The following is a 13,696-nucleotide window of genomic DNA, read 5'->3' on the forward strand; positions in this document are numbered from 1 at the left end:
GGAATTGCCATGAGCATCAAGAGCGACAAGTGGATCCGTCGCATGGCCGAGGATCACGGCATGATCGAGCCTTTCGAGCCGGCCCAGGTTCGCAACGTCGATGGCCGCAAGATCATCAGCTACGGCACCAGCAGCTATGGCTACGACATCCGCTGCGCACCCGAATTCAAGGTGTTCACCAACATCCACAGCACCGTGGTGGACCCCAAGAACTTCGATGAAAAGAGCTTCGTCGATTTCGAGGGTGACAGCTGCATCATCCCGCCCAACAGCTTCGCGCTGGCGCGCACGGTCGAGTACTTCCGCATCCCGCGCAATGTGCTGACCATCTGCCTGGGCAAGAGCACCTACGCGCGCTGCGGCATCATCGTCAACGTCACGCCGTTCGAGCCCGAATGGGAAGGCTATGTGACGCTGGAGTTCTCCAACACCACGCCGCTGCCCGCCCGCATCTATGCCGGCGAGGGCTGCGCCCAGGTGCTGTTCTTCGAGAGCGATCCCGACGATGTCTGCGAGGTCAGCTACCGCGACCGTGGCGGCAAGTACCAGGGGCAGGTGGGCGTGACGCTTCCCAAGGCCTGACGACTTTGGCCCGGCAGACAAGGCCCGCAGCGAAAGCTGCGGGCCTTTTTCATCGCCGGGCCGCCCCAAGATGAAAAGCGGCCCCCTTGGGGGGCAGCGGCCCTTGCGCAGCAAGGGTAGCGTGGGGGTCATTCTTCATCGCCGGGCCGCCCCAAGATGAAAAGCAGCCCCCTCGGGGGGCAGCGGACCTTGCGCAGCAAGGGGAGCGTGGGGGTCATTCTTCATTCCACCAGCGCCAGGGCGGCGTCGATGCGCGAATGCGCGCCGCAGCTCTCGCGCCGTGCGGCGGCGGCCGTGGCCATGAGCCAGCAGACATCGAGCTGGTTGCGCAGCGCATGGCCTGCGGCAGGTGCCAGCCTTTCCCGCCATGCCGCAATGCGCTGCACGGCCTGCGCCAGGCCCTGGTCGCTGCGCTGTATGCCCACGCAGTCCTGCATGAGCTGGCGCAACTCCTGCGCGATGGCGGCCGTGTCCTGCTCCTGTGCGCCGGCCTGCAGGGTTTCGGTGGGCCGGGCCAGCGCCGGGGCGGCTGCTGGCTGCTGCGCGATGGCCCGGGCGGCCGCGCGGCCCATCACCACGCATTCGAGCAGCGAATTGCTGGCCAGCCGGTTGGCGCCGTGCAGTCCGGTGCGCGCCACCTCGCCGATGGCGCGCAGGCCATCGACATCCGTGCGCCCGTCGATATCGGCCAGCACGCCGCCGCAGGCGTAGTGGGCGCAGGGGGCCACGGGAATCGGCTGCGTCGCAATGTCGATGCCATGGCTGGCGCACAGGGCCATCACGCCCGGGAAATGCGACTGCAGCCAGGCGCGGGGCCTGTGGCTGATGTCCAGGTGCACGAAGGCCAGGCCATGGCGGTCCATCTCGTGCCGGATGGCCCGGGCCACGATGTCGCGCGGCGCCAGTTCGGCCCGCTCGTCATGGGCAGGCATGAAGCGCGTGCCGTCCGGCAGGCGCAGCAGGGCGCCTTCGCCACGCAATGCCTCGGAGACCAGGCCGGCCGCGCGGCCGCCCACCTGCAGGGCCGTGGGATGGAACTGCATGAACTCCAGATCACCCACGCGGCAGCCCGCGCGCCAGGCCATGGCCACGCCATCGCCCGTGGCGGTGGCCGGGTTGGTGGTGGCGGGATAGACCTGCCCCAGCCCGCCCGTGGCCAGCACGGTATGCGCGGCATGCCAGCGCTGCTGGCGGCCATCGGGCAGGCGCACCAGCGCGCCTGTGCAGTGCGCAGGCTGTCCTTCGGTCAGCAGGTCCAGCGCGCTGGTGTGTTCATGCAGATCGATGTTCGCGCGCTCCCGGCAGGCGCGCAGCAGGGCGGCGTGCACGGCCTGTCCGGTGCAGTCGGCGGCATGCACGATGCGGCGGCGGCCGTGGCCGCCCTCGCGCGTGAGGTGCAGGCCACCGCTGTCGTCACGCGTGAAAGGCACGCCGTGGGCCACCAGCCAATCGATGGCGTCGGGCGCCTGCTCAAGGATGGCGCGCACGGCCTGCGCATCGCACTGGCCTGCGCCCGCGACCAGGGTGTCCGCCAGGTGTTCGTCGATGCTGTCCTGTGCATCCAGCACGGCGGCAATGCCGCCCTGGGCCCAGGCGCTGGCGCATTCCTCGGCCGCGCCCTTGCTGAGCAGGGCCACGCGCAGATGCGGCGGCAGCGACAGGGCGGCGGCCATGCCGGCCAGGCCGGCGCCGATGATGAGTACGTCCATGGAGGGCTGGGTCATGGCGTGCTCCTCAGGCGGGACCGAAGTGCTGGAAGAGCGCCGCATCGCGCGCAAGGTCACCGCTGGCGCGCACGGGCTGGCGGTGGCCGGCCGCGAAAGCCAGCATGCGTTCGATGGGCCGGCGCGCGGCCTGGGCGATGGCGGGATCCACCTCGATGGCGCACAGGCCCTGCTCCAGGGCCAGCTCCACGCCCTGCAGGCTGTTCATCGCCATCCACGGGCACATGGCGCAGCTCTTGCAGGTGGCGCCCTGGCCGGCCGTGGGGGCGGGCAGGAAGGTCTTGCCCGGGTAGCGCATGCGCATGTCGTGCAGGATGCCCTGGTCGGTGGCGACGATGAAGGTGTCGGTGGGCAGCCGGCCAGCCGCGTTGATGAGCTGGGTGGTGGAGCCCACCACGTCCGCCTGGGCGGCCACGGCGGCCGGCGACTCGGGGTGCACGAGGATGGCGGCCTGCGGATACTCCAGCGCCATGGCGGCCAGTTCGTCGGCCTTGAACTCGTCATGGACCAGGCAGGAGCCATGCCACAGCAGCATGTCGGCGCCGGTCTGGCGCTGGATGTGGGCGCCCAGGTGGCGGTCGGGGGCCCAGAGGATCTTCTCGCCGCAGGCGTGCAGGTGGGCCACGATGTCCTGTCCCACCGACGATGTGACCACCCAGTCGGCACGCGCCTTCACCGCTGCGCTGGTATTGGCGTAGACCACGACCGTGCGGTCCGGGTGGGCGTCGCAAAAGGCGCTGAACTCGTCTGCCGGGCAGCCCAGGTCCAGCGAGCAGCTGGCGTCGTCGTCGGGCATGAGCACGCGCTTTTCCGGGCTGAGGATCTTGGCGGTCTCTCCCATGAAGCGCACGCCGGCCACGACCAGGGTGCTGGCCTGGTGCTGGGCGCCGAAGCGCGCCATCTCCAGCGAATCGCCCACGCAGCCGCCGGTCTCGCGCGCCAGGTCCTGCAGTTCGCCATCCACGTAGTAGTGGGCCACGAGCACGGCATCGCGCTCGTGCAGCAGGGCGCGTATGCGCTCGGTGGTCCGAAGGCGCTGGGCGCGGTCCAGTTCAGGGGGAATGCGGGCCCAGGCCTCGCCGATGCCGCACTGGCCGGCGTGGGAGAAATGGGGCTTGTCGTACTGCACGGATTTGAGCTGCATGGTGGCCGTCCGGGACTGTGGAAAAGGTCTGGTGATGGCTGCGAATAATATGCTCAATTTGAGTATTAGTGTGATGTTTTTTCCCGCACTGGTGTTTTGCGGCAGGCGGCAAGCCGAGGGGGCAGAAAGCGGCGCGGGGCCGTCTCAGCGCTGAAGCTGCACGTTGTTGCGGCCTGCGCCCTTGGCCTCGTACAGCGCTTCGTCGCCACGGCGCAGCATGGTGGCGGCCGTGTCCGTGGTGCCGCGCAGCGTGGCCACGCCCACGCTGGCGGTGACGGGCTCGCCGTGGGCCATGGGCGTGGAGGCCAGCAGTTCGCGCAGTTGCTCTGCAATGGCCACGGCCGCGTCGGCCGTGGTGTCGGGCAGCAGGGCCAGGAATTCCTCGCCCCCCATGCGGGCCAGCACGTCGGACTCGCGTAGCCGCATGCGGAAGGCGCGCGCCAGGGTGCGCAGCACGGCGTCGCCCATGTCATGGCCATGCTGGTCGTTGATGCGCTTGAAGTGGTCCACGTCGATGACGAGCACGCTCAAGGGGCGGCCGCTGCGGCGCGCCAGCGCCATGGCGAAGTCCAGCTGGAAATCGAAGCCCCGGCGGTTGAGCAGGCCCGTGAGCGGATCGCTGCGCGCCTGGTGCTCCAGCTCGGCATTGGCCTGCTGCAGCTGCAGGGTGCGCTCGCGCACCTGGCGCTCCATGGCCTCGTTGGCCGAGCGCAGCTGGGCAATGCTGCCGCGCAGCGCCTGCGAGAGGCGGTGCACTTCGCGGCTGCTGTGCAGCTGCGGAATGTCCGGCGCCGCGCCGCTGCCATCGATGCCGTTGGCCGCGCGGGCCAGGCGCTTGAGGTCCTGGCTGAGCCTTCGTGCCACCAGCCAGGCGATGACGGCGGCCACCAGCGCCGCCGCCAGGCCGCCGGCCAGCACCTGGTGCATGGCCTGGCGCGCGGGCGCATAGGCGCTGTCGTGCGGCTGGCGGGCCACGATGTGCCAGCCCATGGCCGTCACCCGGTTGTGGGCCTGCAGCGGCACGGTGGCCGTCAGAAAGCTCTGCGGACTGTCCTGCCAGCGCGCCACCTGCACGGGCAGCAGCGTGGCATCGGACGTATCGGCAGACACGGTATGGGCCACCGGCAGGCGCTGGTCCAGCGCCTGCAGCGGCTCCAGGCTGTCGCCCGGGGCGTGGATGATCTTGCCGTGGCGGTCAAAGATGAAGAGGCCGATCTGGCGATCCCCGCTGTCGGCCTGCTGCAAGGTCTGCATGGTCTCTCGCACCCATTCCCAGCTGCTGTGCATGCACAGCACGCCCTGCGTGAGTCCGCCCACGCGGATGGGCGCTGCAAAGTCCATGAACCGGCGCGGCGCGCCGTCGGCCGGGGGCGCAAGCAGCGCGGCCATGCGCGGCGAGGAGGCACGCACGTCGCCCACATGCACGCGCTGCAGCCCCGGCTCGAACCAGGGCCGGTCGCTGACATCGTGGCCCACCAGCAACTGGTCGGTGGCGCTGCGCACCGTGCCCTCGGCGTCGGCCACGCCTATCCAGAGGTTGGACGGCGTCAGCGAACGGGCGCGGTTGAGCAGCGCTCCCACGCCCGGGGAATCCAGCCCTTGCACCCACAGCTCCGGCGAAGCGGCCAGCACCTCCACGGTATGGGCACGGCTGAACAGCCCTTCAGACAACTGCCGCGCCGCGTTGGAGGCCATGGCATGCAGCGAGGCGCTGACCTCGCGCTCCATGCGCCAGCGCAGCAGTTCGCCGAAGGCCAGCGACATCAGCACCGTCACGCCCACCAGCAGCGAGCCGAAGACCAGGGCCAGTTGCGTGCGCAGGCCCAGGCGCTGCCAGCGGCCGGGCTCGGTGCTTGGGGGCGGGGCGGGGGAATCCGGGGGGGGAAGCTCGTTCAACGCAGAAATCCGTCGTCAACTGTTCTGAAGCGCAGCCCGGCGCATTGCCAGGCGGGTGGCCGCAAGGTCCCAGTCCCCCCATCCGCAGGATTTGAACAGCACCGGCACCTGCGGGCGCAGCCATTGCTCGCGCACCACCTGCTCCAGCGTGGGCAGGGCGGCCACGTCCATGCCCGCCTGCAGCAGATCACCGGCTTCGTGCAGCGCATCTGCGGTATCGACGACGACGCGGCCCGCCTGCGCAAGGCCCAGGCACAGGCTGGGCGCCAGCTCCACCATCTGCGGCGTGAAGGCGCCCACGGCCGAGACGAAGGCATCGGCGCGCGGGGCTGCATGCAGCACCACGGCGCGGGCCGGCGTGCAGGTCACGATCAGCGGGCAATGGCGCGCGGCGGCCTCCAGATCCTGCACGGCACTGGCCTGCAGGCCCATGGCATGCGCCTGGCTGACCAGTGACTGGGCGCTCTCGGCGCTGCGCGATGCCACCTGGACCTCGCGCACGCCCAGGCCTGCTGCAAAGGCCTGCATATGGGCCAGGCCCTGCACGCCGGCGCCCACGATCAGCAGCGGGCCCTGCGGATTGGGAGCCAGCCTTTGCGCGGCCAGCAGCGATACGGCGGCCGTGCGCCGCGCCGTGACCGTGGGGCCGTCCAGGATCAGGCGGCGCTCGCCCGTGGCCACATCGAAGACCACCACATCGCCCTGGATGGTGGCGCGCGGCGTGCCGGCATTGCCGGGCGTGAGGCTGATCAGCTTGGTCATGGCCACCTGCCCATCGGTGGCGGGCATGCAAAACAGGCTGCCTCCTGCGGGCAGTGGCATCACGATGCGCGGCGGCACCTGCACTGCCTGGGGCTGCAGCAGTACAGCCGCGATCTCTTCGGCCAGCTCCTTCCAGGGCAGCAGGGCGGCCGTGGCCTGCGCGTCTAGGGCGGCGGAGGAGTGCGTGCTGGAATGGCTCATGGCCGCGACTGTACACAGTAGGCGCGCGCAGGCCAATGCGCGATGTGTCCGGTGGTGCACCCAGGCCCGCGCGGGCCTGCGCAGGCACTACGATGTCGCCTATGTCACAAAAGCCTTCTTATCCGCGCGAGGAGCCCAGCTGGGACGGTTCGGCGCGGCCCGAAGCTCCCCGCAAGGAATCGGCCCCGCGCTACGAGCAGCAGCGGCGCGGGCCCGCGCCCGAACCGTGGCAGCGCGAGGAGCCTCCCAGCGAACAGGCACCTGCGCCCCGCAGGCCCGGCGAGCCTGCACGCGAGCGGCGCAGGCGCGGCGGATGGGGGCTGGGCCTGGCGGTCGTCGTCGGACTGTGCATCGTCGCCGCGCTGCTGGCCGGCATGGTGCTGGTGGCGCGCGAGCAGGTACTGCGCAGCCAGGCGCCGCCCGTCACTGCCCCCATGGCGGTGCAGCCCGTGCGCTGATACACGCCGTATCATTGCCGGGACTGCGGACGCTGCGGCCCCGCAGGTTCCGACGTAATATCGCCGCCCGATGCTGCAGGCCGCAGCACAGATCCAGGAGCGAACACCATGAGATGGGAAGGCAACCGCGAGTCGGACAATGTGGAGGACCGCCGTGATGACGGTGGTGGTGGCGGTGGTGGTCCCGTCTTTGGCGGGCGCAGCATCGGCATCGGCACCATCGTCATCGCCTTGGTCGGTGGCTGGGTGCTGGGCATCAATCCGCTGACCATCCTGGGGGCGCTCAGCGGCGGCGCGCCGGTGCAGGTGCAGCAGCCCCAGGGGCCGGCCCACAAGCCGCCGGCCGACGACCAGCTCGCCCGCTTCGTCTCCACCGTGCTGGCCGATACCGAGGATGTGTGGCGCGAGGTGTTCCGCCAGGGCGGCGCCCAATATGCCGATCCCAAGCTCGTGCTGTTCCGCGGCGCCACGCCCACGGCCTGCGGCACGGGGCAGTCCGCCATGGGGCCGTTCTACTGCCCTGCCGACCAGAAGGTCTATATCGACCTGGGCTTCTACGAGACGCTCAAGAACCAGCTCGGCGCCCCCGGCGACTTTGCCCAGGCCTATGTGATTGCCCACGAGGTGGGCCACCACGTGCAGAACCTGCTGGGCATCAGCGCCCAGGTGGACCGTGCGCGGGGCCGCGTCAACAAGGTCGAATACAACCATCTGTCGGTCAAGCTGGAGCTGCAGGCCGATTGCCTGGCCGGCGTCTGGGCGAACCGCGCGCAAAGCGCACGCCAGATCCTGGAGCAGGGCGATGTGGAGTCGGCCATGAATGCCGCTTCCAAGATCGGCGACGACGCCCTGCAGCGCGCCGGTGGCGGCGCCGTCGTGCCCGACAGCTTCACGCATGGCACCAGTGCCCAGCGCCAGCGCTGGTTCAGCACCGGTCTGCGCACCGGCAGCGTCAAGTCCTGCGACACTTTCTCGGCCGCTTCGCTTTGAAAAATGCCCCCCGAGGGGCGCTTTCCCATCTCGAGGCGGCGGCCCGGCGATGAAAAAATGCCCGCATAGCGGGCCCTCGTACCGGGTTTTTGCGGGTTGCGCTCACGCAACGCCATGCTTGTCCAGGTGCCAATTGGCGTTATTGCAACGCACAAATCGCGCTAGGTGCGACAATAGCGTCCTCAATGACAAGCTCTTTCTCCAATCTCCAACTGGCCGAGTCCCTGGCGCGCGCCGTGGCCGACATGGGCTACGAGTCCATGACGCCCATCCAGGCGCAGGCCATTCCGGTTGTTCTGACCGGCAAGGATGTCATGGGCGCAGCCCAGACCGGCACGGGCAAGACGGCAGCGTTCTCGCTGCCGTTGCTGCAGCGGCTGATGCGCCACGAAAATGCCTCCGCTTCGCCTGCACGGCACCCCGTGCGGGCGTTGGTGCTTTTGCCCACGCGCGAACTGGCGGACCAGGTGGCTCAGCAGATCGCCCAGTACGCCAAGTACACCAAGCTGCGCAGCACCGTGGTGTTCGGCGGCATGGACATGAAACCGCAGACGCTGGAACTGAAAAAGGGCGTCGAGGTGCTGGTGGCCACGCCGGGCCGGCTGCTTGACCATATCGAAGCCAAGAACGTGGTGCTCAACCAGGTCGAGTACGTGGTGCTCGACGAGGCGGACCGCATGCTGGACATCGGCTTCCTGCCCGACCTGCAGCGCATCCTGTCCCATCTGCCCAAGACACGCACCACCTTGCTGTTCAGCGCCACCTTCTCGCCCGAGATCAAGCGCCTGGCCGGCAGCTACCTGCAAGACCCCGTCACCATCGAAGTGGCCCGTCCCAACGAGACGGCGTCCACGGTGGAGCAGCGCTTCTACAGCGTCAGCGACGACGACAAGCGCTATGCGCTGCGTTCGCTGCTCAAGCAGCGCGAGATCCGCCAGGCCTTCGTCTTTTCCAACAGCAAGCTGGGCTGCGCCCGCCTGACGCGTGCCCTGGAGCGTGATGGCCTGCGCGCAACGGCGCTGCACGGCGACAAGAGCCAGGACGAGCGCCTGAAGGCGCTTGAAGCCTTCAAGCGCGGCGAGGTGGATCTGCTGGTGTGTACCGATGTCGCGGCCCGCGGCCTGGACATCAAGGACGTGCCGGCCGTCTTCAACTACGACGTGCCCTTCAACGCCGAAGACTATGTGCACCGCATCGGCCGCACGGGCCGCGCAGGCGCCTCCGGCATTGCCGTGACCCTGGTGACCAACCACGATGCGCGCCTGGTGGGCGAGATCGAGAAGCTCATCAAGAAGAAGATCAACGTCGAAACCTGCCCCATGGAAGATTTCCGCGGCAGCGCGCCGCGTGGTCACCGTTTCGACGAGCTGCCGCGCCAAGGCGCTGGCGGCGGGTACGGTCGTGAACGGGATCGCGGCGGCGAGCGTGGCGATCGCGGTGCCGATGCCGCACGGGGCAGCACGGGCTTCGGCCATCGCGGCTCGCGCATGGCCCAGCGCCCGGCGCATTCCGACCCCTTCTTCGACAAGCCCTATGAGCCTTCGGCCAGCGCCGACGCCAACTGGGAAAGCCAGCGCGCTGCGCCCAAGGCCGGCGGCAACATCAAGCCCAAGCGCAAGCTGGCGGCGCTGTTCAAGGCACCGGTCGCGCCCGCCGCGCCTGTCGCCACCTCCGAGGTCTGAGCGCCGCACACGCGGCCTGCTTCCCGAATAACGCCTGCCTTGCAGGCGTTTTTTCATGGGTGCACGGGCTGCTCCCGATCAGCCTGGGGCCTGGGCCTGCGGGCAATCCACCTGGATCAGCTCCCTGTCCGCCAGATGGTCGCCGAAGCGCATCATGCTCAGGCAGCCACCCCAGACGCAGCCCGTGTCCAGCGCCACCAGATCGGGCCGGTTGATATGGCCCAGCGTGGACCAGTGGCCAAAGGCAATGGGCACGCCCGCCGTGGCGCGGCCCGGCACATCGAACCAGGGCATGAGTCCTGGCGCCGCCTGCTCTGCCGACTCCGTGCTGTCGAAATCCATGACCCCCTGAGCGCTGCAAAAACGCAGCCGGGTCAGCGCGTTGACGATGACACGCAGCCGTTCCCAGCCCTGCAGATCCGGCGACCAGCGATCGGGCTGGTTGCCGTACATGGCTTGCAGGAAATCCGGCAATTGCGCGCTGCGAAGTACCGTGTGCACCTCGCCTGCAAGGTCCATCACTTCCTGGGCGGTCCACTGCGGCAGCACGCCTGCGTGGACCATCAGCAGCTCATCGCCATGCACCGTGCGGTGGCTGCGCGCCAGCGGCTGCTGTCGCAGCCAGTCCAGCAACTGGTCACGATCGGGCGCTTGCAGCACCTGGGCCAAGGTGTCGCGGCGGCTGTTGCGGCGCACGCCGTGGGCGGCGGCCAGCAGGTGCAGGTCATGGTTGCCCAGCAGGGCGCGCATGGAGTCGCCGGCGGCCATGCAGGTGCGCAGTACCTTGTCCGATGCCGGGCCGCGATTCACCAGGTCGCCGAGGATGTACAAGGTATCGCGGCTGGCGGAGAAATCCACGCGTTGCAGCAGGCGCTCAAAGGCGTCGTGGCATCCCTGGATATCACCGATACAGTAAAGTGCCATGGTCTTCTTTCTGATATACGAACCATGGATTTTCTGCTGATCGCGTTGCTTACGCTGCTCAATGGGGTGTTTGCAATGTCCGAATTGGCACTGGCCTCCAGCCGCAAGGCTCGGTTGGTGGCACTGGCTGAAACAGGCGACAAGGGGGCGGTGGCGGCACTGGCCTTGCTCGACAACCCCACGCAATTTCTTTCTTCGGTGCAGGTGGGCATCACCTCCATCGGCCTGCTCAACGGTATCCTGGGTGAGGCGGCCTTCAGCGACGGACTGGCCGCATGGCTGCTGGGCCTGGGCGTTCCAGAGCGCGCAGCCAGCATTTCGGCAACGGCAGTCGTCGTGACCGTGATCACCTTCGTCACCATCGTTTTCGGCGAGCTGGTGCCCAAGCGCATCGGCCAGCTCTATCCCGAAACCGTGGCCATCGTGGTCTCACGGCCCATGACGTGGGTGGCGTCGGCAGCCAAGCCTTTTGTGCGGCTGCTGGCCTTCTCCACCCGCGCCATGCTGACCTTGCTGCGCATCAATGAATCGGCGGCACGCTCCGTGACCGAGGAGGAGATCGCGGCCAGCCTTGCCGAGGGCCGCGATGCCGGCGTCATCGAGGCCAGCGAACACCAGATGGTGCAGAACGTCTTCCATCTCGATGACCGCTCGCTGACGTCGATCATGGTGCCGCGCGGCGATGTGCAATGGCTGGATGCCGACATGACCGTCACCGAGGCATTGCAGGCCTCGGCCGATGACCACGCAAAGGGCGGCCATTCCTGGTATCCGGTGTGCCGCAATTCCCTTGATGACGTGGTCGGCATCATCAGCGTGGCGCGCCTGCTGGCATTGGGTCCCGATGCGGCGGGCTCCACGCTCTACGAGCATGTACTGCCGGCCTCGTTCCTGCCCGAGACGCTCAGCGCCATGGAACTGCTGGAGCAATTGCGTGCCCGATCCGGGCGCATGGTGTTCGTGGTGGATGAATATGGCGTGGTGCAGGGCATCATGACGCCGCGCGATTTGCTGGAGGCGATTACCGGCGAGTTACAGCCTGTGACCGAAACGGAAGCATGGGCCATGCAGCGTGGGGATGGCTCCTGGTTATTGGACGGGCTGATGCCCATATCGGAGCTGAAGGCGCGCCTCGATATTCGTGACCTGCCCGATGAGCACCGTGGCCGATACAACACCGTTGCCGGCCTTCTCATGGCGGAAAGCGGTCATTTGCCGGTTCTGGGAGAGCGGATCAGCTGCGCGGGCTGGATCTTCGAGGTGATTGATCTCGATGGCAAACGCATTGACAAGGTGCTTGCCATTTCGGAATTATCCGAAGGGTCCTCGCTGCAATAGGCAACTGCGATATTGTGGATTTTGCTTACATGCGTCTTGCCCTGTAGGGCGATTATGTTTTTATAATGAAAGCTCTTAAACAACTTTCAAGGCGCACACCATGAGCTCTTACAAGGAATTGCTGAAGCAGCGACAGGAACTGGAGCAACAGATCCAGGAAGCGCGCAAGCGTGAACTGTCTGACGCCGTGGGCAAGGTTCGCAATTTGATTGCCGAATATGGCCTGACTGCGGATGACGTCTTTCCTTCGGCTCGTGGTCGCGGCAATGCGGGTGCAACCGGCACCAAGGTGGCGCCCAAGTACCGTGATCCCGCCACTGGCCAGACCTGGACCGGACGCGGCAAGCCGCCGAAGTGGATTCAGAATCAGGACCGCGAAAAGTTCGTCATCTGATTTTTCCATCGCGCATGTTGAAAGAGCCCGCCTTGTGCGGGCTTTTTTCATTGGCACGGCCATTTGTCAAAAATTGACTCGGTTGAGAATGACTATCATGCGCTGTGCAAAGCGTGGGCCTGTGCACGGACATTGCGCGGCGGCCGATGCCAGGGTCGATTTCTGGCGGTAACGCAAAATGCACGGTGCCAGTGATGCACCTTGCGGCAGTTTGGAGCATGCGAGGTGGGTGTTTCCGGGTCTTGGCGTCTCAACGCATGGCGGATGCATGCGTGTTTCAGACAAATCCGATGATTTTTTGATTTTCTTCAGTGGTGGCCGACTTGAATATCCAGGCACCAGCCACCATGGGCGAAGGCAGGGGCACAATACGCGCATGAACAAGCAGGTGTTGATTGCCGGCGGCGGCATTGGTGGCCTGGCCGCCGCCATCGGTGCGTCGCGGGCGGGTTGGGAAGTGCGTCTTTTCGAGCAGGCGCCCGCGCTCAGTGAAGTGGGCGCCGGAATCCAGATCGGTCCGAATGTCGTGCGGCGGCTTCAGGCCTGGGGCCTGCAAAAACCGCTGCAGCAGGTGGTGGCATTGCCGGGCAGCCTGCGCGTGCGCAGCGCAGTCACCGGGCAGGAATTGGCGCATATGCCCTTGGGCAGAGAGTCCGTGCAACGCTATGGCGCGGCCTACGCCACCATCCACCGGGCCGATCTGCAGCAGCTGCTGAAGGAAGCCGCTCAGACTTATCCGGGCATGCACCTGAACCTGGGCCAGCCCATTGAAGGCTTTTCCGAAACGGACGGCGTGGTCACCGTGCGAACCCAGGCCGGCAAGCTGATCGAAGGCGATGCCCTGGTCGCTGCCGACGGCGTGCGCAGCGTCCTGCGCCAGCAGCTGCTGGGCGACGGCCCGCCGCGTGTCACCGGGCACCTGGCCTACCGCGCCCTGGTGCACCAGGCCCAGTTGCCCAAGCGGCTGCGGGCCACTGATGTCACGGCCTGGCTGGGCTCGCGCATGCATGCCATCCAGTACCCCGTGCGCCGGGGCGAGCTGCAGAACCTGGTGGTCATCGTCCAGGGCCCGGCGCCCGAGGACCTGGCGAACTGGGACCATGCGGGCAATCTCGATGATCTGGTGCGGGTGCTGCAGGGCAGCTGCCCGCACCTGCTGGACCTGGTCCAGCATGTGCCTGCCGCTGGCGGTGACTGGCGGCTGTGGCCGGTGGGGGACCGCCCGCCTGTGCAATCGGCCGCGCAGATGGCGCGCGGCGTGGTGGCGCTGCTGGGCGATGCCGCCCACCCCATGCGCCCCTATCTGGCCCAGGGCGCCGGCATGGCGATTGAAGATGCAGCGGAGCTGCAGCGCGCCCTGTCCATGCACGATCTCGACGTCAACATGCGCCTGCGCCGCTACGCGCTCAATCGCTGGCAGCGCAATGCGCGCGTGCAGGCGCGCTCGCAGCGCAATGGCCGCATCTTCCATGCCACGGGTCCGGTGCGCTGGGGGCGTGACCTGTCGCTGCGCCTGCTGGGCTCCCGGCTGATGGATCTGCCCTGGCTGTACCGTGGCGATGGCTCGGCCGCCAATGCCTTGTAGAGGCACAGACTCCGGC

The 13,696-nt window shown here is 67.7% G+C and carries 12 protein-coding genes; 7 read left to right on the forward strand and 5 right to left on the reverse strand.

Going from position 1 to position 13,696, the window contains the following annotated elements; genetic code table 11:
- Positions 1-9 precede the first annotated feature (9 nt).
- Positions 10-582: a dCTP deaminase gene (gene dcd / locus PO605_RS01050; RefSeq protein ID WP_013803686.1), complete on the forward strand. Its 573-nt coding sequence runs from the start codon at positions 10-12 to the stop codon at positions 580-582.
- Positions 583-803: 221 nt separating this feature from the next.
- Here the strand turns inward: dcd and nadB are convergent, their stop codons facing one another.
- From nadB to PO605_RS01070, 4 genes are all read right to left on the reverse strand, one after another.
- Entirely contained in the window at positions 804-2,306 is a 1,503-nt protein-coding gene (gene nadB / locus PO605_RS01055; protein ID WP_272205791.1) for an L-aspartate oxidase, read from the reverse strand.
- A gap of 10 nt (positions 2,307-2,316) precedes the next feature.
- Positions 2,317-3,450, reverse strand: a complete 1,134-nt coding sequence (gene nadA, locus PO605_RS01060) for a quinolinate synthase NadA (RefSeq protein ID WP_017405637.1) — start codon at positions 3,448-3,450, stop codon at positions 2,317-2,319.
- A gap of 144 nt (positions 3,451-3,594) precedes the next feature.
- On the reverse strand, positions 3,595-5,346 hold the full coding sequence (locus PO605_RS01065; protein ID WP_047469427.1) for a sensor domain-containing diguanylate cyclase: 1,752 nt from the start codon (positions 5,344-5,346) through the stop codon (positions 3,595-3,597).
- Between the two features lie 15 nt (positions 5,347-5,361).
- On the reverse strand, positions 5,362-6,309 hold the full coding sequence (locus tag PO605_RS01070) for a delta(1)-pyrroline-2-carboxylate reductase family protein (RefSeq protein WP_047469425.1): 948 nt from the start codon (positions 6,307-6,309) through the stop codon (positions 5,362-5,364).
- Between the two features lie 101 nt (positions 6,310-6,410).
- Between PO605_RS01070 and PO605_RS01075 the strand changes: the two genes are divergently transcribed.
- From PO605_RS01075 to PO605_RS01085, 3 genes are all read left to right on the forward strand, one after another.
- Positions 6,411-6,767: a hypothetical protein gene (locus PO605_RS01075; protein ID WP_227472599.1), complete on the forward strand. Its 357-nt coding sequence runs from the start codon at positions 6,411-6,413 to the stop codon at positions 6,765-6,767.
- 108 nt (positions 6,768-6,875) lie between these two features.
- Positions 6,876-7,757, forward strand: a complete 882-nt coding sequence (gene ypfJ / locus PO605_RS01080) for a KPN_02809 family neutral zinc metallopeptidase (protein ID WP_047474453.1) — start codon at positions 6,876-6,878, stop codon at positions 7,755-7,757.
- A 185-nt stretch (positions 7,758-7,942) separates the two neighbouring features.
- A complete protein-coding gene (locus PO605_RS01085; protein WP_016452606.1) occupies positions 7,943-9,439 on the forward strand; it encodes a DEAD/DEAH box helicase in 1,497 nt (498 codons plus the stop codon).
- A 78-nt stretch (positions 9,440-9,517) separates the two neighbouring features.
- On the opposite strand, the gene PO605_RS01090 is transcribed toward PO605_RS01085, so the two are convergent.
- Complete coding sequence (locus PO605_RS01090) at positions 9,518-10,363, reverse strand: symmetrical bis(5'-nucleosyl)-tetraphosphatase (RefSeq protein ID WP_016449006.1); 846 nt, start codon at positions 10,361-10,363, stop codon at positions 9,518-9,520.
- Positions 10,364-10,387: 24 nt separating this feature from the next.
- On the opposite strand from PO605_RS01090, the gene PO605_RS01095 reads away from it, so the two are divergent.
- From PO605_RS01095 to PO605_RS01105, 3 genes are all read left to right on the forward strand, one after another.
- A complete protein-coding gene (locus tag PO605_RS01095) occupies positions 10,388-11,701 on the forward strand; it encodes a hemolysin family protein (protein ID WP_016449005.1) in 1,314 nt (437 codons plus the stop codon).
- A gap of 100 nt (positions 11,702-11,801) precedes the next feature.
- Positions 11,802-12,095 carry an H-NS histone family protein gene (locus PO605_RS01100; protein WP_016449004.1) on the forward strand — a complete coding sequence of 98 codons (294 nt, stop codon included), beginning with the start codon at positions 11,802-11,804 and terminating at the stop codon, positions 12,093-12,095.
- Positions 12,096-12,471: 376 nt separating this feature from the next.
- Positions 12,472-13,680 (forward strand): FAD-dependent monooxygenase, encoded by a 1,209-nt coding sequence (locus PO605_RS01105; RefSeq protein ID WP_272205792.1) that lies wholly within the window; start codon positions 12,472-12,474, stop codon positions 13,678-13,680.
- The last annotated feature ends 16 nt before the right edge of the window (positions 13,681-13,696 follow it).

It is taken from the genome of Delftia sp. DT-2 (genome assembly GCF_028401915.1).
Lineage (GTDB): Bacteria > Pseudomonadota > Gammaproteobacteria > Burkholderiales > Burkholderiaceae_C > Comamonas > Comamonas tsuruhatensis.

What these genes read in the sequence shown, in the direction of transcription:
- PO605_RS01075 (WP_227472599.1), top strand. Translation starts at nt 6,411, where the DNA reads ATGTCACAAAAGCCTTCTTATCCGCGCGAGGAGCCCAGCTGGGACGGT.
- PO605_RS01070 (WP_047469425.1), bottom strand. Translation starts at nt 6,309, where the DNA reads ATGAGCCATTCCAGCACGCACTCCTCCGCCGCCCTAGACGCGCAGGCC.
- ypfJ (WP_047474453.1), top strand. Translation starts at nt 6,876, where the DNA reads ATGAGATGGGAAGGCAACCGCGAGTCGGACAATGTGGAGGACCGCCGT.
- PO605_RS01085 (WP_016452606.1), top strand. Translation starts at nt 7,943, where the DNA reads ATGACAAGCTCTTTCTCCAATCTCCAACTGGCCGAGTCCCTGGCGCGC.
- nadB (WP_272205791.1), bottom strand. Translation starts at nt 2,306, where the DNA reads ATGACCCAGCCCTCCATGGACGTACTCATCATCGGCGCCGGCCTGGCC.
- dcd (WP_013803686.1), top strand. Translation starts at nt 10, where the DNA reads ATGAGCATCAAGAGCGACAAGTGGATCCGTCGCATGGCCGAGGATCAC.
- nadA (WP_017405637.1), bottom strand. Translation starts at nt 3,450, where the DNA reads ATGCAGCTCAAATCCGTGCAGTACGACAAGCCCCATTTCTCCCACGCC.
- PO605_RS01090 (WP_016449006.1), bottom strand. Translation starts at nt 10,363, where the DNA reads ATGGCACTTTACTGTATCGGTGATATCCAGGGATGCCACGACGCCTTT.
- PO605_RS01105 (WP_272205792.1), top strand. Translation starts at nt 12,472, where the DNA reads ATGAACAAGCAGGTGTTGATTGCCGGCGGCGGCATTGGTGGCCTGGCC.
- PO605_RS01100 (WP_016449004.1), top strand. Translation starts at nt 11,802, where the DNA reads ATGAGCTCTTACAAGGAATTGCTGAAGCAGCGACAGGAACTGGAGCAA.
- PO605_RS01095 (WP_016449005.1), top strand. Translation starts at nt 10,388, where the DNA reads ATGGATTTTCTGCTGATCGCGTTGCTTACGCTGCTCAATGGGGTGTTT.